This window comes from Streptomyces sp. SGAir0957 (genome assembly GCF_043523415.1).
On sequence record NZ_CP027293.1, the window covers coordinates 7,310,725 to 7,337,381 of the forward strand.

A 26,657-nucleotide genomic window follows, 5' to 3' on the forward strand; every position below is an offset into this window, starting at 1 on the left:
GTACATGCACGTGCATTGAGTGCAAGTGCATTTAATGCTGACGCAATAAAGAGGGTTTTTCTGCTACCGTGCGAGCATGGCGGCACAGAAGTCGGGACCGAGGGCCGCGGCCGCGTCGGACCTCGTGGACCAGTGGCGGGACATCCTCGCGATACACGCGCGCACGATGTGCGAACTTGACCGCGCGCTGCACCAGCACGGCCTGGGCGCCAGCGACTTCGAGGTGCTCGACGTCCTCGCCGGGGGCACGGCCGAGGACGGCACCGAGGGCTTCCGGGTGCAGGAGATCGCGGCGCAGGTCCATCTCAGCCAGAGCGCGCTCTCCCGCCTCATCGGGCGCCTGGAGAAGGACGGGCTCGTGGAGCGCGGGATGTGCAGCGAGGACCGGCGCGGCGTGCGGGTCTGCGTCACCCCCAAGGGGCGCGCACTGCACGGCGAGGTACGGCCGTTGCAGCGGGCCGTGCTGAGCCGGATGCTGGCGCCCGAGGACTGATCTTCGAGGCGGCCCCGCGGCTCAGCTCCAGGTGATCGCCGAGCGTTCGCGCCACAGCGCGGCCACCGACGCGTCGCCCGTCAGAGACGGGAACGGCAGCCGGTTCCAGAGCGAGAGGTAGAGACGCGCGGCGGGGCCCGCCAGTTCGCAGTCGGCCTCACCGGCCGCGCCGTGCTCGGTCGCGGGCGGGTCCTGCGTGATGCGGACGGTCCAGGTCGCGTCGGCGTCCGTCGCCCGCACCCGCAGCACCTTCGGCGCCTCGGAGCGCACCCGGCTCTTCTTGCGGGCGTGCATGCCGAGCAGGAGTTCCTCGATCCCGTCGACCGCGACGTCCTCGGCGATCGGGTCCGGCGCCGTCGCCAGCGCCGACTGGGCGTCGACCCGGTGCACCGTCGTCTCGTGCGCCTGCCGCCGCGCCCAGAAGGCGAGCGGGCTCGGGGCGGGCAGGAACGACCAGCACGCCACGGAGGGCGGCGCCTGCGTCAACGTGTCGACGAGATACGTATGTCCCCGCCGGAACCAGTCCAGAAGTTCCTCCCCGTCGAGGTCGGGCAGGCCCCCGTCGGGGTGGGGCTCCTGGTGCCCCTCCGCGACGAACGCCGCCGCCCAGCGGTGCACCATGCCCGTGTGCCGCACCAGGTCCCGGATCTGCCACCCGGGGCAGGTCGGCACCTTGGCGTCGACGCCCGCCTGTTCGGCGGCGGCCGCGAGCCGGCGGCCCTCGGTGTCCAGGACGTGAAGGTGCTCGGCGGTCTCCATGGGACGAGTCTCCATGGGGCGAGTGTGCCGGGTGACGCGCGTCCGGGGGTGTGATTTCCGGGGATTGGGATACGGGCGTGCGGGCGGCGGCGCGGGCCGCCGGTCTCCCGGATTCGTGCTGAGGGACGCCTTCAGGTGGTCGCCGCGTTGCGGGTCGCGAAGCCTATGGTGGCGGCCACCGCCGCGAGCAGCGCGACGCTCGTCAGGGCCGTGGGCAGGGAGAACCAGTCCGCCATGAAACCGATCGCGGGCGGGCCGAGCAACATGCCGCCGTAGCCGAGGGTGGAGGCCGCGGCGACGCCGGTCGGGCCCGCGAGGGCGCCGGCCCGTTCGATGGCGACGGGGAAGAGGTTCGCCAGGCCGAGCCCGGTCACCGCGAAGCCGACGAGGGTCAGCCACACCGAGGGGGCGAGCGCGCCGAGCAGCATTCCGGCCGCGCCGGTCGCCCCGCCGTACACCATCGTGCGGGTCCTGCCGAGCCGTTCGAGCAGGGCCGTGCCGGAGAGCCGGCCGATGGTCATGGCGAACGCGAAGCAGGAGTAACTGGCGGCCGCGATACCCGGATGCGCGTGCAGGTCCTCTTCGAGGTGGAGCGCGCTCCAGTCGGCCAGGGCCCCTTCCCCGTAGGCCGTGCACAGGGCGATGAGCCCGAAGACGAGGACGAGGCCGTGGGCGCGGCGGCCGACGGGGCGCGGGGCGGCGCCCTCGTCCCGGAGGCGTTCCGGCGGGGCCGGCGGGGTCTGGCGCAGCAGGGTCGGTGCGGCCGCCGCCGTGACCACGAGGCCGATCACGGTGATGGCGAGGAGGTGCCGGGTCGGCGACAACTGCCCCGCGACCAGGCCGCCGAGGCCCGACCCCACCATGCCGCCGAGGCTGAACGCGGCGTGAAAGCTCGGCATGACGGGGCGGCCCAGCGCGGCGACGAGATCGACGGCCGCGCTGTTCATCGCCACGTTCATGCCGCCGTAGGCCGCGCCGAACGCCAGCAGGACGAGGCCGAGCGCGAGCGGGGAGTGGGTCAGCGGGGGCAGGGCGACGGTGAGCGGGAGCAGCACGCCGCAGGCCACCGTCACCGCGTGCGCGCCGAAGCGGCGGCACAACCCGCCCGTCAGCATCATCGTGACGACCGCTCCGGCCGACACTCCGAGCAGCGCGAGCCCGAGCGTGCTCGCGGACGCCCCCGTCTGTTCCTTGATCGCGGGGATGCGGACCACCCAGCCCGCGAAGACGAACCCGTCGAGGGCGAAGAAGACGGTGAGCACGAGGCGCAGGCGGGACAGGGGTGAGCGGTGCGGGCCGTCGGCGCTGACGGTCCCGAGTTTGTTCAGTAGCGGCACAAAGTCAGGGTAGGCGGAGGTTCCGGCTCGGGACAAGGGGGCTGCCGCGGGCCCTGGTACGCGAAAGGCGCGCGGGGAACCTGCCCCGCGCGCCCGTCCCCGGCCGATCCGCTCAGACCGCGATGACCTGCACCCCGGTCTCCTCGAACCGGGTCAGCGTCTCCTTGTCGGCCGCCGTGTCCGTGACGAGGACGTCCAGCTGTGCCGTGCCGCAGATGCGGGCGAAGGCGCGGTGGCCCAGTTTGCTGGAGTCCGCCGCGACCACGACCCGCTCCGCCCGCTCGCAGAGCAGCCGGTTGATCGCCGCCTCGGCCTCGTCGTGCGCGGAGGCGCCGTGCGTGACGTCGAGGCCGACGACGCCGAGGACCGCCGTGTCCAGGGTGACCTGGCCGAGTACGCCGTCGGCGAGCGGGCCGATCAACTCGTACGACTGGGGGCGCGCGACCCCGCCGGTCAGGACGATCTTGAACTGGGGGCGGACCGCCAGCTCGTTGGCGATGTTCAGGGCGTTGGTGACGATGGTGAGCGCCGGGGTGCCGGAGGCGAGGTCGGGGCGGACGGCGAGGGCGCGGGCGACCTCCGTCGTCGTCGTGCCGCCGGTCAGCCCCACGGCCTCGCCAGGCGTGAGGAGTTCGGCGACCGCCTTGGCGATGCGCTGCTTCTCGGCGGCGCCGAGCGCGGTTTTGTAGCGCAGGGGGAGTTCGTAGCTGACGCCGTGCACGACGGCGCCGCCGCGCGTGCGCACCAGCATCTGCTGCTCCGCGAGCTGGTCGAAGTCGCGCCGGATCGTCGCCGCGGAGACGCCAAGGTCGGTCGCCGCCTCCTCCACGTCGAGGCGCCCGCGCTCGACGAGCAGCTCCAGGAGGGACTTCCAGCGGGCGTCGCGGGACATCCGCGACCTCCAATCGTCGATCGGCTCGGTGTCGGCTCGGTCTCGGCTCAGGGAACTCGGCTCAGGGAACTTGGCTCGGTGGGACAGACCATAGCCGTATGCGGGTGACTGCTAGATGCTGATTGAGCGCTCGCCATACCGTGCACGAACAAGCATCGCTGTGAGTGAGTCACCGGGGAGCGGGTCGCGCTCGTCGGCTGCGGCGCCTCGTGGTTCATGGCGCAGGATGGTGGGCATGCACGGACCCGGACTGTTCGCCCGCCCGCCCGAGGAGATCGCCCCCGGCGCGGTCCACGTCCCGGACTGGCTCGACCCGGCCGCACAGCGCGCCCTCGTCGAGTCGTGCCGGACGTGGGCGCGCCCGCCCGCCGGGCTGCGCGAGGTGCGGCTGCCCGGCGGGGGCCGGATGACGGTCCGGCAGTTCGGACTCGGCTGGCACTGGTTCCCGTACGGGTACGCGCGCACCGCCGTCGACGGCGACGGGCAGCCGGTGAAGGCGATGCCGCCCGACCTCGCGGACCTGGGGCGGCGCGCCGTCGTCGCCGCCTACGGCGGCCAGGAGCCACCGGACCCGTACGACATCGCGCTCATCAACTACTACGACGCCGACGCCCGCATGGGGATGCACAAGGACCGCGACGAGCGATCGGCCGCGCCCGTCGTCTCGCTCTCCCTCGGCGACACATGTGTCTTCCGGTTCGGAAACACGGAGACACGTACGCAGCCGTACACCGACGTGGAACTGCACAGCGGCGACCTCTTCGTGTTCGGCGGCCCGTCCCGGTTCGCGTACCACGGGGTGCCCCGCACCCTGGACGGAACCGCGCCGCCGGACCTCGGCCTGGAAGGGCGGCTCAACATCACCCTGCGCGTCAGCGGACTGTGAGCCGTCGAGGTGTTCCCCGACCGGCCGGCCGCGTTCACCGGCTACCATTCCTGACCGTGATCAGGGCGAGGAGTTGCTGATGGGCGGGCAGGCTGCCGCCGGAACCGGAGGCCACGCGGCGGGCGGCGGCGGAGCGCGGCCACCGCGCCTCGAACGGGGCCGCAGCGCGCTCGGTCCCGCGCTCGAACTCGTCCACACCGGGCGGGCGCCGACCCGCGCCGTCCTCACCGCCGAACTCGGCGTGACCCGCGCCACCGCGGGCGCCGTCGCGGCGGAACTCGAAGCGCTGGGCCTGATCCGGATCGACGCCAGGCCGAGCGCCGCGGCCGGTTCCCAGGGCCGTCCCTCGCACCGCCTCTCCGTCGCCGACGACGGGCCCGTGGCGCTCGCCGCGCAGGTGCACTCCGACGGGTACCGCGCGGCGCTCGTCGGACTCGGCGGCCGCATCGTCGCCACCACACCCGGCTGCGCGATCATCGACCCGGACCCGGCGGACGTGCTGCGCTCCGTCGTGGAGGCGGGCGTCCGGCTCCTGGAGACGACCGGTCGGCGGTGCGTCGGCGCGGGGCTCGCCGTGCCGTCCGCCGTCGCCGAGCCCGAGGGCACGGCCCTCAACCCGCTGCACCTGGCGTGGCCCGCGGGCGCCCCGGTGCGGCAGATCTTCGCCGACTGCGTGCGCGAGGCGGACCTCGGCATCCCCGCCTTCGCCGCGAACGACGTGAACCTCGCCGCGCTCGCCGAGCACCGGCACGGCGCCGGACGCGGCGCCCGCGACCTGCTCTGCGTCGCCACCGGCCACCGCGGTGTCGGCGGCGCCCTCGTCATCGACGGCCGCCTGCACACCGGCAGTTCCGGCCTCGCCCTCGAAGTCGGCCACCTCACCGTCAACCCCGAGGGCCGCCCCTGCCACTGCGGCAGCCGCGGCTGCCTCGACGTCGAGGCCGACCCGCTGGCCTTCCTCGTCGCCGCGGGCCGCGACCCGGACCCCGACGGCTCCCTCCTCGACCAGGCCCGCGCGCTGCTCGCCGAAGCGCCGGACGACCGCGGGGTGCGCACGGCCCTCGAGGCACTCGTCGACCGGCTCGGCCTCGGCCTCGCCGGGCTCGTCAACATCCTCAACCCGGACCGCATCATCCTCGGCGGCCTGCACCGCACCCTCCTGGACGCCGCCCCCGAACGGCTCCGGGCCGTCGTCGCCGACCGCAGCCTGTGGGGGCGCAGCGGCGGCGTCCCCATCCTGGCCTGCACGCTCGACCACAACAGCCTCGTCGGCGCCGCCGAACTGGCCTGGCAGCCCGTGCTCGACGACCCGCTCGGGGCGCTCGCCGAGGCCTGACGCGCCGGCGCCCCGCTACCACTGCCTCCCGCGCGGCAGCAGCTTCCGCTCGGGCTGCGACAGGTGCAGCACCTGGAACACGTCGCCGGGCGCCTCCGGGGACGCGTGGTCCCACACCGAGAAGGTCAGCAGCTCCCAGGTGCGGGGGTCGACGGCGGCGGCCGCGTACAACACGCCCCCGGCGGAGGCGAGTTCGGCCACGTTTTCCGCCGCCTCCGCCATGATGCGCGGCAGATCGGCGTCCGCCCCGACCGGGATCCGCCGCCGTACGGCCGCCCGCGCGGTGTCCCCGGGCGCCCGGCCCTCCTCGTACGCCACGCCCGTCCAGTGCTGGACGACCGGGCGGCCGAAGTCCCGCACGATGCCCTGGAAACCGGCGCCCCAGAGGAAGGCGTTCATGCCCTGCGGCGTGGTCCAGAGGTAGAAGGGCGCGTACTGGTTCACGGGCGAGCCGTCGACGCCGCGCTCCCGCATCAGGTACGCCTTCGCGCCCAGACCGGGGAAGTCGTCGAGCAGGTGCCCTTTCGCCGCCACCCGCGCGCGGATGATCCCCATGTCGTAGTCGGCCGGGAGCGTGATCTCGTACTGCATCGCGTGCATGGTCGTCGGTCCTCTCCTCGTCCTCGGTCCTCGTCCTCGGCCCTCAGACCTCGGTCGGTGCTCGGCGGGTCGTCAGTCGGTCGCGGGGGAGAGGAGCGACAGCAGGCCGCGCACACCCGCGTCGAAGGCGTGTGTGTCGCGGGAGGCGCGGGCCAACACGTAACCGCCCTGAACAGTCGCCACGATCGTCGCCGCGAGGTCGTGCGGAACCACGTGTGTCCCGAACTCCCCGCTGTCGACACCTTCTTGCAGCACGTCGGCGAGCCGGTTCCTGACATGTGCGAGGGTCTCGTCGACGGGTGTGCGCAAGGCATCACTGGCGAGCACGTCCGGATCCATCGTGAGCCGCCCGATGGCGCAGCCGCGCAGGACGTCACGCTCGCGCAGCAGATACGCCTCGACCCGCTCGTACGCCGTTCCGCCCGCGCCGAGCAACCGGTCGACACCGGCCCGCATCTCCTCGCCGGTGCGCCGGATCGAGGCCAGCGCCAGGTCCTCCTTGCCGGTGAAGTGGTGGTACATGCTGCCCTGGCCGACGCCCGCGCCCCGCAGGATCGCCTTCGGGCTGGTGCCGACGTAGCCGCGCTCCCACAGGAGTTCGCGGGTGGTCTCGATGAGTCGCTCCTGAGTGCTCACGCCGTGAGTGTACCTACTAGTAGTTACACAGAAGGTGATAGCAGCGGACGGAGGCCGCGCGTACTCCCGTGGTGGTACGCGCGGTGCCGCCGGCCGCACGACGACCAGGGCCCCCTCCCCGCGCGACGCTCAAGGCATCGGACACCCGCACACGCGGCACACCTTCGGGAGATGAGTCAGATGCAGACACTCGCGCACTTCGGCGGCGACGGCCCCGGCCCGTGGATCCTTCTCTTCCCGCTCGTCTGGGCGGCCGTCGCGGTCGGCGTCGTCACCCTCCTGCGCCGCACCGCGTGGCGCGGCCGGCGCGGACCGTGGCGGCCCGCTGCACCGCGCGTCGACGCGGAATCGCCGATCGCCGTCCTCGGCCGCCGGTTCGCCGCCGGTGAGATCGACGAGGACGAGTACTGGCGCCGGCTCTCCGTCCTGAACGAGGAGTTCGGGCGCCCGGCGACCGGCAAGGGCGGTGCGGCATGACGGGCGCCGCGCCTCTCATCCGTCCGCCGCGCGCGTCGACGACGCCGTCAGGTCGTGGCACAACGCACGCGTGAGCATGCCCTGTTGCGGACCCATCGAATTCCCGTTACCGCAGGGCGAGCTGGTGATCAGCGCCCTTTCCAGGCTGCTCCCGGCAGCCGTGGGTGTCGTCGCCTGCCTGGGCTCGGCGCCCGTGCTCGGCCGCCACCTCGGCCGTACGGGTGCCCGCCGCACTGCCAGGTACGGAGGCGTCGGCCCGGCCCACCGCACTGCCACGGACGGGGACGCCGGACCGGCCCGGTGCGCGCCGCCACGGGTGGGGACGCCGGACCGGGCCCACGGGGACGTCGTCCCGGTCCGGCGCACCCCCGTGGAGGGGGGCGCCTGAGCCGGTCCGGTGCACCCTCGCGGATGGGTGTGCCGGACCGGCCCGGCGCTCCACATGCCGCCCCGCCCCAACGCCGCCCCCCCGCACCCCGCGGATGCGAAGTGTCACCGCCCGGTCAGCCTGCGACGGCCGACCGGGCGGGAGCGTGTGCGGACGTGGGGCGGTCGGGCGCGTCCGCGTGGAGCGGGGTGATCGCGGTGTGGACCGGGATCGGCGGCAGCGCCTTCGCGGGGGGCGGGGCGGGGAGGGTGAACCAGACGACCTTGCCGCCGTCCCCGTGCGGCCGCACCCCCCAGCTCTCGCTGACGGCGGCGACCAGGGCGAGGCCACGACCGCAGGTCGAGAGCGCGTCCAGGTCGTCGCACGCCGCGTCGGCGCAGACCGCGTCGGCGGGCACGTCGTCCTCCCGCACTTCGGGAAGACGTGGGTCGTGGTCGTGTACCGAGAGCGTCAGCCGCTCCCTGCGGAGTTCGATCTCGACCGTGCAGTTCTTGTCCGGTTCGACGTGCCGGTGCACGTTCGTGAGCAGCTCGGTGATGCCGAGCTCCGCGAGATCGATCAATGGGTCGAGATGCCAGTAGCGCAACTGCGCCGATACGATTCTGCGGACCTGTCCGATCCGCGACGGCAGGGCTTGGAGCTCCACCGTGCAATGCCTGCTCGGCTGGCTGATCACGGGCTGCGACTCCCCGAAAGAGGTCCGGAAGAAGACGAGTGCGGATCGAGCGGAGCGATCACGCTGTGGCAGGACCGCCCGCTACGTGTCCGGCGGGCTGGTTCGCAGCGTTATCGCCGGTAAACCCTGAGTAGTGATGCGTGACCAGCGTGACCCAGGGGGTGTGGCGCTGCAACTCCGGCGGTCGCTCGCGCGTGGTGAGGGCGCGCGACGGACGGGCGGCAGACGTCGGTGGATCTCAGGTGGTGCGGGCGGTGGCGCTGCGTACCGCCTCGATGAACCGGCGTGCCGTCGGCGGCCCGGCGTCGGCGCTCTGCCCTCCGAGCCGCAGCAGATACCGCCGCCCGTCGACCTCCGCCGTGGCGCTGTCGTCGGGGCCGAACCAGGGCTTGCCGGCGCGGACTTCACGCAGAGGAGCGCTGTCGATCTCACTGCCGTAACTCGTGAGCAGTTCGAGCCTGCCGCCCGCGATCCGGATCTGCCCGGCCCGGGTCAGCGAGCGCAGCCGCCGCCCGATCCGCACGCCCGTCGCCGTGAACTCCGGCTCCGTCATGCCGTTTCGCCCCCTCGTAGTGCGTCCGTGCGGTGCAGTTTGCACGTACCTGGCCATTGGCACCAGTACACATGTGGACGCGGTGTGAAGCAGCAGGCGCATCTGGAATATGTGCCCGTTCGTACGGGCGTTCCCCCTCGACGCCAGGTCTGCCTTTGAGCCCCTCAAAGGGGTGTTTATGCAGGTGAGAAGCGTGCGCGAGGTGTCTATGATCGAGGCGTCCGGTCATCTCCGACCGGGTTCGCACCGGCTCGTCCGACACGTCGCTCCGACATGTTCCGCCCTGGCCGACGCGCGAAAATACGCAAAGGAGCCGCGCGGTGAGCACAGGAAAGCAGGACCGTCCCGCAGGCGACGGCGCGGCCGGTGAGCCGCTGCCGACGCTCGACGTCGACCACACCGACACCGCATACCGAACATGGCTCAAAGAGGCCGTCCGCAAGGTTCAGGCGGACAACAACCGCTCGGCCGACACCCACCTCCTGCGGTTCCCGCTCCCCGAGCACTGGGGCATCGACCTCTATCTCAAGGACGAGTCGACCCACCCCACCGGCAGTCTCAAGCACCGTCTGGCCCGTTCGCTCTTCCTCTACGGCCTGTGCAACGGCTGGATCCGGCCGAATCGCCCGGTCATCGAGGCGTCCAGCGGTTCCACCGCCGTCTCGGAGGCCTACTTCGCGAAGCTGATCGGCGTCCCCTTCATCGCGGTGATGCCGCGTACGACGAGCGCCGAGAAATGCCGACTGATCGAGTTCCACGGCGGCCGCTGCCACTTCGTCGACGACTCCCGGACGATGTACGAGGAGTCGGCCGCGCTCGCCGCCCGCACCGGCGGGCACTACATGGACCAGTTCACGTACGCGGAACGGGCCACGGACTGGCGCGGCAACAACAACATCGCCGAGTCGATCTACCGCCAGCTGGAGCTGGAGCGGTACCCCTGTCCGACCTGGATCGTGGCCACGGCCGGCACCGGCGGCACCTCGGCGACGCTCGCGCGCTACGTGCACTACATGCAGCACGACACCCGTATCTGCGTCGCCGACCCCGAGAACTCCTGCTTCTTCGAGGGCTGGACGACGGACAACCCCGACGCCACCAGCGACTGCGGCTCCCGCATCGAGGGCATCGGCCGCCCCCGCATGGAGCCCAGCTTCGTCCCCGGGGCCATCGACCGCATGATGAAGGTCCCCGACGCGGCGAGCGTCGCCGCCGTCCGCGCCCTGGAGCGCGCGATCGGCCGCAAGGCGGGCGGTTCGACCGGCACGGGCCTGTGGAGCGCCCTGAAGATCGTCGCGGAGATGGTGGCCGAGGGCCGCAAGGGCAGCGTCGTCACCCTGCTGTGCGACCCGGGCGACCGGTACCTCGACAAGTACTATGCGGACGACTGGCTGGAGCGGCAGGGCCTGGACATCAGGCCGTACGCGCACACGATCGACCAGCTGTTGGCGACGGGCAGATGGCCCGGGTCGAGCCCCACCGCCCCTTCGAGCCCCACCGGCCCTTCGGACCCCACCGATCCTTCGGACCCCACCGGCCCTTGAGTGGGCCCGTTTTCTGAGCCTCTCCGGCGCTTGAGGAGTGGGGTCCGGGCCGGAGCCCCGTGATCCTCAGCTCAAGCGCGGGGCGCGGAGGCGAGCCGAGCGTCGAGCGCCCCGACCGCGTCCCGGAAGGCCCGCCCGAGCCCGGCCCGCCCCACCTTCATGACCCCCCGGAACAGAGCCGTCCCGTCCGCCGCGAAAGTCCATTGCACCCGCGCCGCCCCACCCGGCACGCCCACGATCCGCCACTCCTCCACCAGGGCGCGCATCCCGGGCGCATTGGTCAGGTCGGCGCGGTACGCGTACAGCTCCCCGGGCTCCGCCGCGACGACCGTCTCCAGGAACCGCGTGCCGCCCTTGAGCCGGATCTCCCGCCGCGCCCCGCCCTCCAGCGGCCGCGCCGACGTCACCGCGGAGAACCACCGGGGCCAGTCTGCGACCTCCTCGGCCAGCGCCCGGTACACCGCCTCGGGCGAGGCCGACACCTCACGGGCGAACACGAACCGGAGCGGGGCCGTCTCGACGAAGTCGAGTGCGACGGGGCGGAGTCGACGTGCCATGAACGTTCAGCCTCCGAACGGGAAGCCCCGAGGGGCAGGCGTCCCCAAGGGGCAGGCGGCCTCAGCGGGCAGACGGCCTCAAGGGGCCCAGCGGCAAGGGCAGTTGACCGAGTGCAGTCACACTAGCCGCAGCCCTGTCAGATGTCTGTACCGCCCTCGCCGCCCGACAGGCCCGAAGGTCCCGGCTCCCCGGCCACGACGAGCCGCAGATGCTCACCGATCTCGGCCCGCGCCTCCACCGGCAGCCCCGCGTCCGTCACCAGCGTGTCCACCTGGTCGAGAGAGGCGAACGAACTCAGGCCCACCGTCCCCCACTTGGTGTGGTCGGCGACGACGACCACACGCCGCGCGGACTGCACGAGCCGCCGGTTCGTCTCCGCCTCCGCGAGGTTCGGCGTGGACAGACCGGCCTCCGGGCTTATGCCGTGCACGCCGAGGAACAGCACGTCGAAGTGGAGCGCCGCGATGGCCTGGTCGGCGACGGGCCCCACGAGGGAGTCGGACGGCGTGCGCACCCCGCCGGTGAGGACCACGGTCGCGGCCCCTTGCCGGGTGCCCGCACTGCGCTGCGCCACATGGAACACGTCGGCGACCCGCACCGAGTTCGTCACCACCGTCAGGTCCGGCACGTCGAGCAGCTGCTGCGCCAGCGCGAACGTCGTCGTCCCGCCGGACAGGGCGATCGCGGTGCCGGGCGCGGCCAGCGTCGCGGCGGCGCGCGCGATGTCCTCCTTGGCGGTCAGCTCGAGCCCGGACTTGGCCTCGAACCCCGGCTCGTGCGAGCTCGCCTCGACGACGGGGACGGCGCCGCCGTGCACCTTCTCCAGGACGCCCTGGCGGGCCAGCGCGTCGAGGTCGCGGCGGACCGTCATGTCGGAGACGCCGAGCTTCCTGGTCAGTTCGTTGACCCGGACGCCGCCGCGGCGGCGGACCTCGTCGAGGATCAGGGAGCGGCGCTGCTCCGCGAGGAGGTTCTGATTCTCGCTCACGTCCCGTCGGGTCCCTTCGCCGAATCCCGCCTCTCACGCGGGGTGCCACACGGTGTGCTCTGCTGCGCCGTCATCCTCGCACGTGCCACCGACAGCCGTACCACCGCCGTACCACCCCCCGCGAGGGCGCCGCACACATCGGTGCCGCAACGATCGGGGAGATTCCGTGACGGAGAAGGTGCACGCGCGCGCCGAACGGGGATCCTGCTGGTGTTGAGGAACGGGGGACACGCACGATGACGCGCGAGAACGATCACAGCAAGGACGAAACCGGCGGAAGCGATGTGCGGACGGCGGCCGACGAGACCGCCCTCGAACTGCTCGTCCACGGCGTGGGCGGCACCACGCCCCAGGAGATGCTCGACGACCCGCGCACCGTCCGGGTGGCGGGCGACGGGACGGCGGCCATGTTCCGCCGCGCGGAGGACGTGGACGCGGAGAGCCGCCCCGAGGACTACCGCGGCAAACCGGTGCCCGAGGCGTACGTGTGGTGCAACCTGACCTCCGGCAACGGATCACGGGCCCTGTGGCTGGTGCTGCTGCCCTTCATGGTCGTCAACCTCGCCCACTGGATGCGGCCCAACGCCCGCCGCCGGTCGCGCACCGTCCGCCTGTACGGCCTGCTCGTCCGCCTGGCGGGCCTGACGCTCACCGTGCTGTTCGTCGCCGCGGCGTGCGAGGTCGCGCTCGACCTGACGGCCTGGCAGTGCGCGGGCACGGCGGCCTGCGGCGAACAGCGGGCCTGGCTCGGCTTCCTCTCCGTGGACGCGCACGGCGACGGCGGCTGGTGGAGCCAGCCCGGCCGCCGCCTCGCCCTCGCCGCGCTCGTCCCCACCGCCCTGACGGCCCTGCTCTGGTACCTCTCGCACCGCACCTGGAGCGCCTACGAGTCCCAGCTCCCGCTGCCCCACCAGCCCGAGCCGGACAACGGGGACGGCAGCACCGCCCTCGGCAAGCCCGGCTTCTGGTACGGACGCCGCCTGGTCGCCAGGCTGCGCGCCGCGCACGCCGCCGCGGGGCTGCTGACCGTCGCCGCCGCCGTCGGCACGTCCGCCGCCCGCCACGACCGGGCGCCCGGCGGCCCCGCGCTCCTCGACGTCCTCGGCTGGGTCCTGGTCGGCGGCCTGCTCGCCGGGGCGGTCGCCGTCGTCGGCGTCGTCGTCCACCGGGGCCGCAGCGAGAACACCCTGGACATCGCCCTGGACCGCGCGGTCGTCCGCGCCCTGCCGTACGCGGCCCTCGTCCTGCTGGCGCTGAGCATGGTGTACGCGGCCTGGTCGCGCCCCGAGTGGCGCTCCTCGGGGCGCCTGCCCGGCGACGCCGTCTTCGGCGGCATCGCCCTGGTCGAGGGCGCCCTCGTGGTGGCGCTCGCCGTCGTCGCGAAGGTGATCTACGGCAGGGCCCGCGACCCGCGCACCGCCCTGCGCGGCCTCGGCGGCCCGGCGACCGCGATGCTCGCCTGCGCCCTCGGCGGCGTCATGACCGGCGGCATCGCCCAGCGCGTCGCCGACTGGCTCGACGGCACCAGCGGCCTGATCGACGGACCGCCCGTCCTGCTCTCCTGGCAGGCGTCCGTGATCCCGCCGCTCCTGGTCGTCCTCGCCGTGCTGTGCGCCGCGCTCGCGATCCGCACCGCGCGCGTGAAGAAGCGCGAGAAGGCCCGGGTCGCCGAGGACTACGGCCTGGACGCCCGCCCCGACAACACCACCGAGCCGGGCGAGGTCACCGACGCCGCCCGCACCGAGCGCATCGCGGGCACCCGCGCGCGTGCCGCCCTCACCGACCAGGCCCCCTTGATCGTCGGCGTCGTCTCGGCGGTGACGCTGCTCCTGGGGGTCCTCGCCGTCGTCGGCGCCTGGGCCACGGGCGAGGTGCCCGGCGTGGCCGCCGAAGGCTCCTACCCGGTCGTCCAGGGCGCCGCCGACACCGCGCAGGCGCTGGGCTCCTGGTTCATCGGCGCCGGCTTCATCGCGTTCGTCACCTGGGGCCGCCGCGCCTACAAGGACCCCTCCGCGCGCCGCACCATAGGCATCCTCTGGGACGTGGGCACCTTCTGGCCGCGCGCCGCGCACCCCTTCGCGCCGCCCTGCTACGCGGAGCGCGCCGTCCCCGACCTGACCTGGCGCATGGCCACCTGGACCCGCGCCACCGGCGGCCGCCTGATCCTGTCAGGACACTCCCAGGGCAGCGTCCTCGCCGCCGCGGCCGCCTGGCAGCTGCACCCCACCGTGCGCAAGCGCGTCGGACTGCTCACCTACGGGACACCGCTCGAGCGCCTGTACGGGCGCTGGTTCCCGGCGCACTTCGGCCCCGCCGCCCTGGCCTCCCTGCACCGGCAGGTCGACTGCTGGCGCAGCCTGCACCGCAGGACGGACCCGATCGGCGGCCCGATCGACCTGCCCGGCAAATGCGGGCCCGTGGTCGACCACCCGCCGCTCCTCGACCCGCTCGCCTACGGCCGCACCGAGCGGCACCCGCTGCCCGCGCCGATCCTCGGCCACGGCGACTACCAGGCAGACCCGGTCTTCGCCGAGGAGCGCAGGAAACTGCTCGCGCGCCTCACACCCGGTGTCCCGCGGCAGCGGCCCGAGCCTCAGGGCAGCTCGGGCAGGTCGTCCGGGTAGAGCAGCGTCAGCTCTTCGGTGCTCGGCTCGTCGACCTGCGCGACCCGGCCCGCGTGCCGCTCCACCATCGACTCGAACGTCTGGCGCGCGGTGCGGCCGTTGCCGAACGCCGGGCCCTTCGGGAGCGCCGTGAAGTACTTCAGCAGTGCTTCCGGCGTGCCCGGCGCGAGCCGGTACTCGTGCTCCTCGGCCTGCTGCTCCACGATCCGCAGCAGCTCCTCCGGCACGTAGTCGGAGAAGGTGATGGTCCGTGAGAAGCGGGACGCGACACCCGGGTTGACCGACAGGAACCGCTCCATCTCCGCCGTGTAGCCCGCGACGATGACGACGACGGCGTCCCGCTGGTCCTCCATGAGCTTCACGAGCGTGTCGATGGCCTCGCGGCCGAAGTCGCGCCCGGAGTCCTCGGGGGAGAGGGCGTACGCCTCGTCGATGAACAGCACACCGCCGTGGGCCTTCTGGAAGGCTTCCTGCGTGCGGATCGCGGTCGAGCCGATGTGCTCGCCGACCAGGTCGACGCGGGACACCTCGACGAGGTGGCCCTGTTCGAGGACGCCGAGCCCGGCGAGGATCTCACCGTACAGCCGGGCCACCGTCGTCTTGCCGGTGCCGGGGGAGCCGGTGAAGACCAGGTGGCGGCGGACGGACGCCGCCTTGAGGCCGGCCTCCTGCCGCCTGCGCCCCACCTCGATCATGTCGGTGAGCGCCCGCACCTCCCGCTTGACGTCCTCCAGGCCCACCAGGGCGTCGAGTTCGCTCAGCACGTCCTTCGACGTACGGGCCGGCTTCGGCGCCTCCGCCGCGGGGGCCGCGGGCCGCTGGTCGGGCACCGTGCCGAGGAGCCCGACGGTCTGGGTGGCGGTCTGCACGGCCGATTCGGCGGCGGCGGACGCCGCTCCGCCGGGGCGGACGCCACCGCTCTCGTCGCTGGTGCACTCCTCGACGAGCGGGCCGTCCTCGGCGAACTCGTAACCGCCGCGCGCGCACCGCTCCGTACGGCACTTCTTCAGCGTCGTGCGGCAGCCGTCGATCACGTGGAAGCCGTAGCCGCCGCTGCCCGTGACGCGGCAGCCGGTGAGGCTGCCGCGGCCGCCCGCGGACACGTAGAAGCCCGCCTCGGCGGGGGAAGCGATCGTGCAGCGCTCGATGGTGGGGTCGGCGCCCTTGGTGACGATGACGCCGGTCTGCACGGTGTCGACCGTGCAGTTGGCGAGGGTGCCGCCGCTGCCGTGGTCGCGGAACCAGGCGCCGGTCGCGGCCTCGCGGATGCGGCAGTCGTCGAGCTGCGCGGTCGCCCCGTCGCTCACCGACACGGCGGTGTTGCGCACCTGGAAGAGGTCGCTGTCGACGACGTCGACGCGGGAGCCGCGGTCGAGCACGAACAGGGCGTCCGGCACGTCGTGCACCCGGCACGCGTCGAGCACGGCGGTCGCGCCGTCGCTCACCCACACCGCCGGATAGTCGCCCGTGCTGTCGTGGATCTCGCACTGGTTGGCGTCCACGCGCGTGCCGGGGTCCCACACCGACAGACCGTTGCGCCCGAACTGGCGCACGGTGGACCGGGTGAGGGTGAGCACGGACCGGGAGCGCAGATCGATCGCGTTCTCCGGGACGTCGTGGATGCGGCAGTCCGCGAGGGTGAGGACCGCGTCCGTGTCGAGCGTGACCCCGTCGGCCGTCGTGCGGTGCACGTCGCAGTCGGTGAGGTGGGCCGCGGCCCGGCCGGTCACCTGCACGCCCGAGCCCTTGACCTCGTAGATCTCGCACCCCACGGCCTCCAGGCCGGTGTGCTCGCCGGTCGCGGAGAGCCCCGAGCCCGATGTGTGGTGCACCCGGCAGCGCTCGAGGCGCGGGTGCGCGCCCCCGCGGACGGCGACGCCCGCCTGCCCGGCGGCGACGACCTCGCACTCCTCGAAGACACCGCCCCCGCCGTCCAGGACGGCGATGCCGATGCCCGCCGGGTTGTCCACGGTGCAGCGCCGCACCGTGGGCCGGGCGCCGCCGCGCACCTCGATGCCGGACGCGGAGCGGGTGACCACGCGTATCCCGGCGAGCTCGGGGGCGCCCTCCTCGACGAGGAGCGCGGGCGCCGCCACGTCCTGGCCCTCGATGTGCAGGTCCTGCACCGTCGCCGAGGCCCGCACCGTCAGCGGCACCCCGTCGGCGGGCGCGATGCGCACCGAGCCGGGGGTGCCCTCCGGGCCGCGCAGGGTCACCGCGCGCGTGACGACGAGGTTCTCCCTGTACGTGCCGGGGGCGATCGTCAGTATGTCGCCGTCACCGGCCGCTTCCAGGGCGGCCGCCAGCGACGCGTACTCACCCGTGCGGCGCCGCCACCGCGATGTGCCGGTGTGCGTCACCTGGACCGTGCCCTGTGCCATGGCGCTGATCTGCCCCCACCTCGTCGTCCCGCGGGTCGCCTCCGCGCCCTGCCCGGCGCGCTTGTCCTGCGAAAGGTGGGTCCACCGTAGCGTGCGCGGACGACAGGGGTTGACCGGAGCCGGACCCTGGTCAGCTGCCCGTGCCCGTCCGGCCCCAGTCGGGACCCGCGATGTCCCAGGCGCGGTCCCAACGCGCGTACCGGCGACGGACCATGCGCCAGACGACGATGCGGCGGGCGCCCTCCACGAGCCCGATCAGGGCGGCGGCCGTGCCGATCCCGGCGAGCACCGCGTGCGTGGCGGCGGTGGCCCGGTCGAGCGGGCGGCCCACGACGTGGCCCGTGCCGTCGATCCACAGCGGGAAGGTGTCGCCCGCGCGCGGTGACGCCAGTTGGGCGATGACGCGGTCCCGGTGGTGCGTGCCGTCAGGCGCTCTCCAGGTGGCGAGGACCCGGCTGTGCGCGTCCCGCGCGGTGGAGGTCTCCGGATCGGGGTCGAGCGGCGGCTGCGCCAGCTTCTCGACCACCGTCGCCCGCACCTCGTGGCGCTCTTCGTGCTGGGCCCGGACCGAGCGGTACAGGGCGTCGCGCGAGAGGGCCCCCGCGACGGCGCCGGTGACCGGTGCGGCCACGGTCATGAGGACCAGCGCGACCAGTGCGACCCAGGCCTCCGCCAGGTCGGTCCTGCGGCACAGCGGATTGCGGCGCCAGCGCCAGAGGCCGGTGATCGCTCGCACGGACTGCACCCCCTTCCGTCCCCGAACTGCCCCCGACGTACCAGGCAGCCATTGTCCTCCAACGAGCGTGCCGGGCCTTCGGGTTCCCGAGGGGGCGACGGTTATTCGAGGACGCCGACCGGATCTCCCACCCGCACCGTGCCGGGCGTCTCGGGCACCAGGTTCGTCCCGAAGCACAGCTGGTCGCCGAAGCGGCGGTGGCGGGCGAGCGTGCGCAGCGGCTCCTTGCCGCGCTCGGCCGTGTCCTGGTCCGTGGTGGTGACCACGCAGCGGCCGCACTTCTTGGCGACGCGGAAGGTGACCTCGCCGATGGCGATGCGGGTCCAGTCGTCCTCGGCCCAGGGAGCCGTCCCGGAGACGACCACATTCGGCCGGAAACGGTTCATGGGCAGCGGGCCCTCGTCGGCGTGGTCGCCCTGCGCGATCAGCGAGTTGAGCGCGTCGAGGGAGGAGAGGGTGGTGACGAGCAGCGGGTAGCCGTCGGCGAAGCTGACGGTCTCGCCGGGCCGCGCGTACCGAGGGTCGATCGGCCGCCTGGTCGCCGGGTCGTCGAGGTGCAGCATCCGTATGTCCGACCCCAGGTAGGCGCTCCACCACGCGTGCGCGCGCGGGTCGGCGGGCACCGCCTCGACCTTGTCCTTGAAAAGCTGGAACGGCGTCGTGCCGGTGGCGGCGGGCACCTCGACGGTGAGCGGCTCCATGCCGGGCGCGGACAGCCGGACGCCGCCGGGCAGCTGCTCGGCGGCGGCGGGCGCGAGCCGCGGGTGCTGGCGCTGCGTGACCGCCTTCTGCTCGGCGTCGATCAGTACCCAGCGGCGGTCCCCCGCCAGCCCCCACGGTTCCACGGCCGCCTCACGCGGCGCGTGCCCCCGAACCGCCTTCAGCGGGTACACATGGATCGAACTGAGTACAGGTTGCGACATGGGGCCATCCTGCCAGCAGGCACTGACGGCCCCGCGCGCAGCAAGGTTTCGGCGTCGCAGACAGGCTCTCAGTAACCCCGGTACTGCTGGCGGTTGTTGTACGGATCCTCGTACGGGGCCGGGGCGGGCCGGGGCGCGGCCGGGCGCATCGACTCGTAGCCGGTGCCGGGTGCCGGGCGCTGCGGCTGCGCCTGGGGGCCCGGGTAGCCGCGCGGCCCCGCGGCCTGTTGCGGGATGTAGGCGGTCGGCGCCGCCTGCATCGCGGGCTGCATGGGGGCGTGCTGCTGCGGCGCGTAGCCGTACTGCGGCGACGGGGCGGCCGGCAGTGCGGGCAGGGCGGCCGGCAGAGCGGGCAGATGACTACCGGTGTCGTACGCGGAGGGGACCCGGATCGGGGCGATCTGGGGGGTGCCCCGTTCTGCGACGAGGGAGTCGTAGATCGGAGTGTCCGGGAAGGACGGCGCGGAGTAGTAACCGCCGCCATAGGTGGAGCGGGGGGAGGTCATGGCACATAAGTTAAGCCCACGATGTGGTCGTTGGGGAGACCGATAAGAGGGTTCTTTTGCGTGTCGGGCGTGACTGCATGTCCCCAATGTGAGCGAACTTGAGCAAAGCGGTCGCCACGGGACGTCGGGATCGTGTAAATGCCGCGTTCCTGTCGGGTTACCGACGGGTTGGACGGTGATCTTCGTCGGTCTCTGTGCGCGCTTGTGGGGTCCATATCCGGGCCGGGGAATAGGTTGGCGGTGGAATCCGCGATCTCGATTTGGGGGCAGACATGACAATGAGCAAAGGTTCGAATGTCGCCGTGCCGGCCCCGGCCGTGCGCGTCGAATTGGGATGGCGTTCCGGCCCCGGCGTCCCCGACGCCGACGCCTCGGCGCTCCTCCTGGTCGCCGGAAAGGTGCGCTCCGACGCCGACTTCGTCTTCTACAACCAGCCCGCGCACGCCTCGGGGGCGGTCCGCCACGAGGGCAAGAGCACGGCGGGCGGCGCGGTCACGGACACCCTTTTCGTCGACCTCGCGCGCGTGGAGGCGGACATCGAGCGGATCGTCCTCGCCGCGTCCGCGGACGGCGGGGCCTTCGGCCGGGTGCCCGGCCTCTACATCAGGGTCCTCGACGCGGCGGCGGGCACCGAAATCGCCCGCTTCGACGCCGAGGCCACGGTGGAGACCGCCTTCGTGCTCGGCGAGTTGTACCGCCGCCAGGGCGCCTGGAAGTTCCGCGCGGTCGGCCAGGGGTACGACAGCGGCCTCGAAGGGCTCGCCACGGACTACGGGATCAGCGTCGACGAGCCGCAGCACACGGCGCCGCCGGCCGCGACGCCACCCGCCCCGGCGACGCCACCCGCCCCGGCGACGCCACCCGCCCCGGCGGCCCCGCCCGCCCCGTCCGCCGCCGCCCCCGTACGCCTCTCCAAGGTCACGCTCACCAAGGCGGCGCCCAGCGTCTCCCTGGCCAAGCAGGGCGGCACCTCGGGCACGATGCGCGTCAACCTCAACTGGGAGGTGCGCAAGCAGTTCAGCGGCTGGGGGAGCAAGCGCGGCCGGGCGACCGCCCTGCACCGGGACCTCGACCTCGACCTGTGCGCCCTCTTCGAGCTCGCCGACGGCCGCAAGGGCGTCGTGCAGGCCCTGGGCAACGCGTTCGGCTCGCTGCACCAGCCCCCGTACATCCACCTCGACGGCGACGACCGCAGCGGGTCCGTCGCCACCGGCGAGAACCTGAGCATCAACCTCGACCACAAGGACGCGTTCCGCCGCATCCTCATCTTCGTCACCATCTACGAGGGCGCGCGCAGCTTCGCCGACCTGCACGCGACCGTGACGCTGCAGCCGCTCAACGGGGCGCCCATCGACTTCTCCCTGGACGAGTGCACGGTGCCCTCCACCGTGTGCGCCCTCGCCCTGATCACCCACAACGGCGGCGACCTGACCGTCCAGCGCGAGGCCCGCTACCTCGTCCCCGAGCGCGGCGTCAGCCCGCAGCGCACCGTCGACCAGGTCTACGGATGGGGCATGAACTGGACGCCCGGCCGCAAATAGCGGCGGTTCACCGCTCGGGCGCGGCGTCGGGGCGGGCGTACGTACGGCCCTTCCACGCCGCGCCCCGGCCCCGGTAGTGCCGCACCGCCGAGTCGACCGTCATCAGGAGGTACAGGAACGCGGTGAAGGGCAGCAGCGGGGCGAGCCACCAGGGTTGGCGGTAGTAGCGGAGCATCGGCAGGTACGTTCCCGTCATCACCGCCCACGCGAGCCCGCCAAGCAGAGCGGTCGGCGCGCTGCCCGCCAGCAGGCCCGCGCAGAGGGCGGCCGGGGGGACCAGGTACACCAGGGCGAGCCCGAGCACCGTGCCGAGCAGGACCAGCGGATTGTGGCGCAGCTGGGCGTACGCGCTGCGCGACACCATGCGCCACAGATCCGCCAGGCGCGGATAGGGCCGCACACTGTCGACGCGCTCGGCGAGGCCCAGCCAGATGTGGCCGCCGGAGCGCTTCACCGCGCGCGCGAGCGACACGTCGTCGATGACCGCCTGCCGGATGGCGTCCGGGATGCGCGCCCGCTCGGCCGCCGCCGTCCGCAGCAGGACACAGCCGCCCGCCGCGGCCGCCGTCCGCGACCCCTTCTTCGCGATGCGCCGGAACGGATACAGCTGCGCGAAGAAGTAGACGAACGCGGGCACCACGAGCCGCTCCCACGCGCTCGCCACCCGGAGCCGCGCCATCTGCGACACCAGGTCGAAGCCGCCCGTGTGCGCCGCCGCCACCAGGCCGCGCAGGCTGTCCGGCTCGTGCGCGATGTCCGCGTCGGTGAGCAGCAGGAACTCCGGACCACGCGCGCGTGCCAGGCCGATGCCGTGCCGGACCGCCCACAGCTTGCCCGTCCAGCCCGCGGGCGGCTCGCCGGGGGAGCCGACCGTCAGCGGAAGCCCGCCGTGGCGCGCGGCCAGCGCCCGCGCCACCTCGCCCGTACCGTCGCTGCTGCCGTCGTCCACGAGGAAGACCTCTGCCCGCCCCGGATAGTCCTGCGCGAGCAGGGAGGGCAGGCTGTCCGGCAGGACCGCCGCCTCGTCGCGGGCCGGGACGACCACGCACACGTCCGGCCAGTGCGCGGGCTCCGTCGACGGCGGCAGGCGCAGGTCGGTCCGCCAGAAGAAGCCCTGGCAGAGCAGCAGCCACAGCCATGCGGCGAGCGAGGCCGCGGTGATCCACGCAACGACGTCCATCCGTCGCAGTCTGCCCCACCGAGGCCGCCTTGTCGGACCCATCGTCTATGGTTTCCGGGTGAAGATCGCGCTCATGGACTCGGGAATCGGGCTGCTCGCGGCGGCCGTGGCGGTACGGAACCTGCGGCCGGATGCCGATCTCGTGCTCTCCTCCGACCCGGACAGCATGCCGTGGGGTCCGCGCACCCCCGAGGACATCACCCAGCGCGCGCTCGCCGCCTGCGAGGCCGCCGTCGCGCACCGCCCCGACGCGTTGATCATCGCCTGCAACACGGCGTCCGTGCACGCCCTTCCGGCCGTGCGCGCCGCGCTCGAACCGGCGATCCCCGTCATCGGCACCGTCCCCGCGATCAAGCCCGCCGCGACCGGTGGCGGCCCGCTCGCCATCTGGGCCACGCCCGTCACCACCGGCAGCCCCTACCAGCGGGGCCTGATCCGCGACTTCGCGGCCGGTGTCGAGGTCACCGAGGTGCCGTGCCCCGGGCTCGCCGACGCGGTGCAGTGGGCCGACGAGGACGGCATCGACCGGGCGATCGCGGCCGCCGCCGCGCTCACCCCGCCCGACGTCAAGGCCGTCGTCCTCGGCTGCACCCACTACGAACTGGTCGCCGAGCGCATCCGCGCCGCCGTCCAGCAGCCGGGCGCCGCCCCGCTCGCCCTGTTCGGCAGCGCCGGTGCCGTGGCCGCGCAGGCGCTGCGCCGGATCGGTGAGCGGCCCGCCCCGGGCCCGGCCGCCCGCGGGTCACTCACCGTCATCCTCAGCGGCCGTACGGCGACGCTCCCGGAAGCCGCACTCACCTATGCCGAGGGGCGGTCGCTGCAGGCCGTCAGCCAGGTCGGCTGAGCGGCGCGCCGCCATGCGGAGCGGTCACGCTCCGCGATCTCGTGCCTTCGCCCCGGAACATGAGTAGGCTCGTGTGCATGAGGGAAAACGCCGCCGACGAGCACCCCGGGCGACGCACTTCCGCCCACGGGAGCGAGATCTGGACCGGCCGCGCGCGCAACCGCGTGCAGTGGCTCCTCGCCCTGGGCGGGTTCGCCTGCCTCGCGCTCGGCATCGAGCTCGCCGTGGTCAGCTCGTGGGCCACGGGCATCGCCGCCCTGGCGATGTCGGTGGTCGGACTCATCGCCGCCGGACTGCTCATCCTCTTCGGCACCCTCGCCTTCCTCCACGTCGCCGTGAAGGTCGACAAGGACCACCTGGAGGTGCGCTGCGGCCATGTCGGGGTGCCGCGCCGCAAGATCCCGCTCGCCCATGTCGTCGACGCGGACTTCGCGCCCAGCGTCACACCCCGGCAGTGGGGCGGCTGGGGCTACCGCTGGCGCCCCGAGATCGGTACGGCCGTCGTGGTGCGCCGCGGCGAGGGCCTGGTGCTGATCCTCGGTGACGGCCGCAAGTTCACGGTGACCGTGGACGACGCGGAGAGCGCCGTCCGCCACATCCGCGACCGCCTCACGCCGAAGCCCAAGCCGAAGGCCTCCGGTCCGGCCCTCTGACGCCCCGGGAGACCGGCCCGGTCCCGCGGCCTCCGGCGAGCCGCCCGCCCCCGTCCGACCGGCATGTCCCGTGGACAGGGGCGCGCCGTACACTCCCCGGGTGACCGCCACCGCACCGCCCGTCGCCCCCTCGGACGAGCCCGCAGCACCGAACGCTCGCCCCTCCCGCCTGCGACGGCTCGTGCCCGTCGGCCTGACGGCGGTCGCCGGGCTGCTGCTCTGGGCGAGTTTCCCGCCGCGCGAGCTGCCGTGGCTCGCGCCCCTGTCGTTCGCCCTGTTCGGGCTCGCCGTGCACGGGCGGCGGCTGCGGGCCGGGTTCGGCCTCGGGCTGGTCTTCGGCCTGGCCTACATGGTGCCGCTCCTGTCGTGGACCGGCGTCGACGTCGGCCCGCTGCCGTGGCTGGCGCTCGCCGCCGCCGAGGCGCTGCTCGTCTCCCTCGCCGGGCTCGGCATCGCGTACGTGTCGCGGCTCCCGCTGTGGCCGCTGTGGGCGGCCGGTGTCTGGATCGCGGACGAGGCGCTGCGCGCCCGCTTCCCGTTCGGCGGCTTCCCCTGGGGCAAGGTCGCCTTCGGGCAGCCCAGCGGCGTTTTCCTGCCGCTCGCCTCGCTGGGCGGCACCCCGCTGCTCGGCTTCGCCGTCGTGCTGTGCGGCTTCGGCCTGGCCGCGCTGGTGCTCCGCGTCGTCTCCCTGCGCCGTGCCGCCGTCGGCGGCGCACACCTCGTACGCGACCGGGCGGTCGTCATCGCCGCGGTGGCCACCGTCGCCCCCGTGATCGCCGGAGCCGCGGCCGCGCCCCTCGTGTCGAACGCCGCGCAGGACGGCACCGCGCGCGTGGCGCTCATCCAGGGCAACGTGCCGCGGATGGGCCTCGACTTCAACGCCCAGCGCCGGGCCGTCCTCGACTACCACGTACGCGAGACGATGAAGCTCGCCGCGAAGATCACGTCGGGCGAGGTGAGGCGGCCCGATCTGGTGCTGTGGCCGGAGAACTCCTCCGACATCGATCCGTACGTCAACCAGGACGCGTACGACGAGATCAGCAAGGCCGCGCGGGCCGTCGGCGCCCCGATCTCGGTGGGCGCCGTCGTCACCGCGAAGGACGGCACGGAGCGCAACCGGCTGATCCTGTGGGACCCGAGGACCGGGCCCGGCGCGGTCTACGACAAGCGGCATCTCCAGCCCTTCGGCGAGTACATGCCGTACCGCGGCTTCTTCCGGATCTTCAGCAAGGACGTCGACCGCGCGGGCGAGTTCGTCCCGGGCGACAAGGCCGTCGCCTTCGACATGGCGGGCACGAAGATCGGCAACGTGACCTGTTACGAGGCCGCCTTCGACGACGTCGTGCGCGACCAGGTCCGCGAGGGCGCGCAGATCCTGTCCGTGCCGAGCAACAACGCCACGTTCGAACGCAGCCAGATGACCTACCAGCAGCTCGCCATGGACCGGGTGCGCGCCGTGGAGCACGGCCGGGCCGTCATGGTCCCGGTCACGAGCGGCATCAGCGCCGTCATCCGGCCCGACGGGTCCGTGGCCCAGCACACCGGCATGTTCGAGGCCGACACACTCCTCGCCGACGTGCCCCGGCGCACCTCGCGGACGCTCGCCACGCGCGTGGGCGCCTGGCCCGAGGCGCTCCTGGTCGTCCTCGGCGCCGGCGGCCTCGCCGGAGCCTTCGTGCGGGGCCGCCGGGAACGGCGCGGACAGGGCTGAGCGGGCCCTTCGGCCATGCGGTTAGGGTCGGGGGTATGGCGACTCCAGAATTCATCCGCACCATCCGGGCCAGCGCCGGCCACCAGCTGCTCTACCTGCCGGGCGTCACCGCGGTCGTCCTCGACGACGAGCAGCGGGTGCTCCTCGGACGCCGCAGCGACACGGGCCGCTGGGCGCTGCCCGGGGGGATCGCCGATCCCGGAGAGCAGCCCGCGGTGGTCGCGACGCGCGAGGTGGAGGAGGAGACCGGCGTCGAGTGCGTCGCCGAGCGCGTCCTGTCGGTCCAGGCCCTGGAGCCGGTGACGTACGACAACGGCGATCAGTGCCAGTTCATGGACATCACCTTCCTGTGCCGGGCCACGACCACCGACTGCCGGGTGAACGACGACGAGTCCCTCGAGGTCGACTGGTTCGCCCTGGACGCCCTGCCCCGCCTCGGCAGGATCGACCTGCACCGGATCAAGCTCGCCACCGAGTCCGCGCCCACCTGGTTCGAGGGCATCGGGGAGAGGTGAGGCCCCGCTCGATCCGGCCGCGGGGGTGCGGGCGGACCATGAGCGGGCGCCGAAGTATGGGTGCCGCCCACATCGGGAGGCGTCCGCGCGCTGCCTAGGGTGCGGAGCATGACCCCGCGCACCCCACTCGCCGCCCCCTCCGCCGCCCCGCTCGACCTCGGCGGGCGCACCGCACTCGTCACCGGCGCCGCCGGCGGCATCGGCCGGGCCTGTGTCCTGCGGCTCGCCGCCGCGGGCGCCAAGGTCCGGGCGGTCGACCTGGACCGGGAGGGGCTCGACGCGCTGGCCGCGCGGACCGACGGCGTCGAACCGTACGTCCTCGACCTGACCGACCTCGACGCCGCGGAGGCCGCGGCGGCGGGCGGCGTCGACGTCCTCGTCAACAACGCGGGGCTCCAGCTGGTCCGCCCCATCGAGCAGTTCCCGCCCGAGGTGTTCCACACGGTCCTGACGGTGATGCTGGAGGCCCCGTTCCGGCTGATCAGGGGCGCCCTGCCGCACATGTACGAGCAGGGCTGGGGCCGCATCGTCAATGTGTCGTCGGTGCACGGCCTGCGCGCCTCCGCGTACAAATCGGCGTACGTCGCCGCGAAACACGGACTCGAAGGGCTGTCCAAGACGGCGGCGCTCGAAGGCGCCCCGCACGGCGTCACCTCGAACTGCGTCAACCCGGCCTACGTGCGCACCCCGCTCGTCGAGAAGCAGATCGCCGACCAGGCCGCCGCCCACGGCATCGACGAGGACCGGGTGGTCGGCGAGGTGCTGTTGCAGGACAGCGCGGTGAAGCGGCTCGTCGAACCCGACGAGGTCGCGGAGGCCGTCGCCTACCTGTGCACACCGCAGGCGTCCTTCATGACAGGGGCGTCGCTGACCCTCGACGGAGGCTGGACCGCTCACTGAGACGCGGGTGATCCTGTTGC

At 73.4% G+C, this 26,657-nt stretch carries 27 protein-coding genes; 13 read left to right on the forward strand and 14 right to left on the reverse strand.

Annotation, left to right across the window (positions count from 1 at the left end; translation table 11 throughout):
• The first annotated feature begins 76 nt into the window (after positions 1-76).
• Positions 77-493 (forward strand): MarR family winged helix-turn-helix transcriptional regulator, encoded by a 417-nt coding sequence (locus C1N81_RS38000; RefSeq protein WP_394435935.1) that lies wholly within the window; start codon positions 77-79, stop codon positions 491-493.
• 21 nt (positions 494-514) lie between these two features.
• Here the strand turns inward: C1N81_RS38000 and C1N81_RS38005 are convergent, their stop codons facing one another.
• From C1N81_RS38005 to C1N81_RS38015, 3 genes are all read right to left on the reverse strand, one after another.
• Entirely contained in the window at positions 515-1,252 is a 738-nt protein-coding gene (locus tag C1N81_RS38005; protein ID WP_394438497.1) for a maleylpyruvate isomerase family mycothiol-dependent enzyme, read from the reverse strand.
• Positions 1,253-1,383: 131 nt separating this feature from the next.
• Positions 1,384-2,589 carry an MFS transporter gene (locus tag C1N81_RS38010; protein ID WP_394435936.1) on the reverse strand — a complete coding sequence of 402 codons (1,206 nt, stop codon included), beginning with the start codon at positions 2,587-2,589 and terminating at the stop codon, positions 1,384-1,386.
• Between the two features lie 112 nt (positions 2,590-2,701).
• Complete coding sequence (locus C1N81_RS38015; protein ID WP_394435937.1) at positions 2,702-3,481, reverse strand: DeoR/GlpR family DNA-binding transcription regulator; 780 nt, start codon at positions 3,479-3,481, stop codon at positions 2,702-2,704.
• Positions 3,482-3,707: 226 nt separating this feature from the next.
• Between C1N81_RS38015 and C1N81_RS38020 the strand changes: the two genes are divergently transcribed.
• Positions 3,708-4,367 carry an alpha-ketoglutarate-dependent dioxygenase AlkB family protein gene (locus tag C1N81_RS38020; RefSeq protein WP_394435938.1) on the forward strand — a complete coding sequence of 220 codons (660 nt, stop codon included), beginning with the start codon at positions 3,708-3,710 and terminating at the stop codon, positions 4,365-4,367.
• Between the two features lie 79 nt (positions 4,368-4,446).
• Positions 4,447-5,703 carry an ROK family protein gene (locus C1N81_RS38025; protein WP_394435939.1) on the forward strand — a complete coding sequence of 419 codons (1,257 nt, stop codon included), beginning with the start codon at positions 4,447-4,449 and terminating at the stop codon, positions 5,701-5,703.
• Positions 5,704-5,718: 15 nt separating this feature from the next.
• Here C1N81_RS38025 and C1N81_RS38030 read toward each other — a convergent pair whose 3' ends face one another.
• Positions 5,719-6,303: a DUF4865 family protein gene (locus tag C1N81_RS38030; RefSeq protein ID WP_394435940.1), complete on the reverse strand. Its 585-nt coding sequence runs from the start codon at positions 6,301-6,303 to the stop codon at positions 5,719-5,721.
• Positions 6,304-6,375: 72 nt separating this feature from the next.
• Complete coding sequence (locus C1N81_RS38035; protein ID WP_394435941.1) at positions 6,376-6,939, reverse strand: TetR family transcriptional regulator; 564 nt, start codon at positions 6,937-6,939, stop codon at positions 6,376-6,378.
• 180 nt (positions 6,940-7,119) lie between these two features.
• On the opposite strand from C1N81_RS38035, the gene C1N81_RS38040 reads away from it, so the two are divergent.
• Positions 7,120-7,416 (forward strand): SHOCT domain-containing protein, encoded by a 297-nt coding sequence (locus C1N81_RS38040; protein ID WP_394438500.1) that lies wholly within the window; start codon positions 7,120-7,122, stop codon positions 7,414-7,416.
• 124 nt (positions 7,417-7,540) lie between these two features.
• On the forward strand, positions 7,541-7,804 hold the full coding sequence (locus C1N81_RS38045) for a hypothetical protein (protein ID WP_394435942.1): 264 nt from the start codon (positions 7,541-7,543) through the stop codon (positions 7,802-7,804).
• A 115-nt stretch (positions 7,805-7,919) separates the two neighbouring features.
• On the opposite strand, the gene C1N81_RS38050 is transcribed toward C1N81_RS38045, so the two are convergent.
• Together C1N81_RS38050 and C1N81_RS38055 are read right to left on the reverse strand one after the other, a co-directional pair.
• Positions 7,920-8,480, reverse strand: a complete 561-nt coding sequence (locus tag C1N81_RS38050; RefSeq protein ID WP_394435943.1) for an ATP-binding protein — start codon at positions 8,478-8,480, stop codon at positions 7,920-7,922.
• A gap of 238 nt (positions 8,481-8,718) precedes the next feature.
• The gene (locus tag C1N81_RS38055) at positions 8,719-9,033 is read right to left on the reverse strand and encodes a hypothetical protein (protein WP_394435944.1); all 315 of its coding nucleotides are present in this window, start codon (positions 9,031-9,033) and stop codon (positions 8,719-8,721) included.
• Positions 9,034-9,353: 320 nt separating this feature from the next.
• Here C1N81_RS38055 and C1N81_RS38060 point away from each other — a divergent pair, with 320 nt between their 5' ends.
• Positions 9,354-10,577 carry an L-cysteine desulfhydrase Cds1 gene (locus tag C1N81_RS38060; protein WP_394435945.1) on the forward strand — a complete coding sequence of 408 codons (1,224 nt, stop codon included), beginning with the start codon at positions 9,354-9,356 and terminating at the stop codon, positions 10,575-10,577.
• A 71-nt stretch (positions 10,578-10,648) separates the two neighbouring features.
• Here the strand turns inward: C1N81_RS38060 and C1N81_RS38065 are convergent, their stop codons facing one another.
• Positions 10,649-11,134, reverse strand: coding sequence for an SRPBCC family protein (locus C1N81_RS38065; RefSeq protein WP_394435946.1), 486 nt, complete (start codon positions 11,132-11,134; stop codon positions 10,649-10,651).
• 137 nt (positions 11,135-11,271) lie between these two features.
• On the reverse strand, positions 11,272-12,123 hold the full coding sequence (locus C1N81_RS38070; RefSeq protein WP_394435947.1) for a DeoR/GlpR family DNA-binding transcription regulator: 852 nt from the start codon (positions 12,121-12,123) through the stop codon (positions 11,272-11,274).
• Positions 12,124-12,359: 236 nt separating this feature from the next.
• Between C1N81_RS38070 and C1N81_RS38075 the strand changes: the two genes are divergently transcribed.
• Positions 12,360-14,747 (forward strand): hypothetical protein, encoded by a 2,388-nt coding sequence (locus C1N81_RS38075; protein WP_394435948.1) that lies wholly within the window; start codon positions 12,360-12,362, stop codon positions 14,745-14,747.
• On the opposite strand, the gene C1N81_RS38080 is transcribed toward C1N81_RS38075, so the two are convergent.
• From C1N81_RS38080 to C1N81_RS38095, 4 genes are all read right to left on the reverse strand, one after another.
• Positions 14,717-17,128: a right-handed parallel beta-helix repeat-containing protein gene (locus tag C1N81_RS38080; RefSeq protein ID WP_394435949.1), complete on the reverse strand. Its 2,412-nt coding sequence runs from the start codon at positions 17,126-17,128 to the stop codon at positions 14,717-14,719. The genes C1N81_RS38075 and C1N81_RS38080 overlap by 31 nt on opposite strands.
• Positions 17,129-17,258: 130 nt before the next feature.
• A complete protein-coding gene (locus tag C1N81_RS38085; RefSeq protein WP_394435951.1) occupies positions 17,259-17,864 on the reverse strand; it encodes an Rv1733c family protein in 606 nt (201 codons plus the stop codon).
• Between the two features lie 101 nt (positions 17,865-17,965).
• Positions 17,966-18,787 carry an MOSC domain-containing protein gene (locus C1N81_RS38090; RefSeq protein WP_394435952.1) on the reverse strand — a complete coding sequence of 274 codons (822 nt, stop codon included), beginning with the start codon at positions 18,785-18,787 and terminating at the stop codon, positions 17,966-17,968.
• Between the two features lie 68 nt (positions 18,788-18,855).
• Entirely contained in the window at positions 18,856-19,293 is a 438-nt protein-coding gene (locus C1N81_RS38095; RefSeq protein ID WP_394435953.1) for a DUF6643 family protein, read from the reverse strand.
• Positions 19,294-19,571: 278 nt separating this feature from the next.
• Here C1N81_RS38095 and C1N81_RS38100 point away from each other — a divergent pair, with 278 nt between their 5' ends.
• Positions 19,572-20,834, forward strand: coding sequence for a TerD family protein (locus C1N81_RS38100; RefSeq protein ID WP_394435954.1), 1,263 nt, complete (start codon positions 19,572-19,574; stop codon positions 20,832-20,834).
• A 7-nt stretch (positions 20,835-20,841) separates the two neighbouring features.
• Here the strand turns inward: C1N81_RS38100 and C1N81_RS38105 are convergent, their stop codons facing one another.
• Positions 20,842-22,014, reverse strand: coding sequence for a glycosyltransferase (locus C1N81_RS38105; RefSeq protein WP_394435956.1), 1,173 nt, complete (start codon positions 22,012-22,014; stop codon positions 20,842-20,844).
• Positions 22,015-22,087: 73 nt separating this feature from the next.
• On the opposite strand from C1N81_RS38105, the gene C1N81_RS38110 reads away from it, so the two are divergent.
• From C1N81_RS38110 to C1N81_RS38130, 5 genes are all read left to right on the forward strand, one after another.
• Positions 22,088-22,858, forward strand: a complete 771-nt coding sequence (locus C1N81_RS38110) for a glutamate racemase (protein WP_394438503.1) — start codon at positions 22,088-22,090, stop codon at positions 22,856-22,858.
• Positions 22,859-22,935: 77 nt separating this feature from the next.
• Positions 22,936-23,511 carry a hypothetical protein gene (locus C1N81_RS38115; RefSeq protein WP_394435957.1) on the forward strand — a complete coding sequence of 192 codons (576 nt, stop codon included), beginning with the start codon at positions 22,936-22,938 and terminating at the stop codon, positions 23,509-23,511.
• 100 nt (positions 23,512-23,611) lie between these two features.
• The gene (gene lnt, locus C1N81_RS38120) at positions 23,612-25,222 is read left to right on the forward strand and encodes an apolipoprotein N-acyltransferase (RefSeq protein WP_394435958.1); all 1,611 of its coding nucleotides are present in this window, start codon (positions 23,612-23,614) and stop codon (positions 25,220-25,222) included.
• A 35-nt stretch (positions 25,223-25,257) separates the two neighbouring features.
• Positions 25,258-25,737, forward strand: a complete 480-nt coding sequence (locus C1N81_RS38125) for an NUDIX hydrolase (protein ID WP_394435959.1) — start codon at positions 25,258-25,260, stop codon at positions 25,735-25,737.
• Between the two features lie 108 nt (positions 25,738-25,845).
• Positions 25,846-26,637 carry a 3-hydroxybutyrate dehydrogenase gene (locus C1N81_RS38130; RefSeq protein ID WP_394435960.1) on the forward strand — a complete coding sequence of 264 codons (792 nt, stop codon included), beginning with the start codon at positions 25,846-25,848 and terminating at the stop codon, positions 26,635-26,637.
• Positions 26,638-26,657 lie beyond the last annotated feature (20 nt).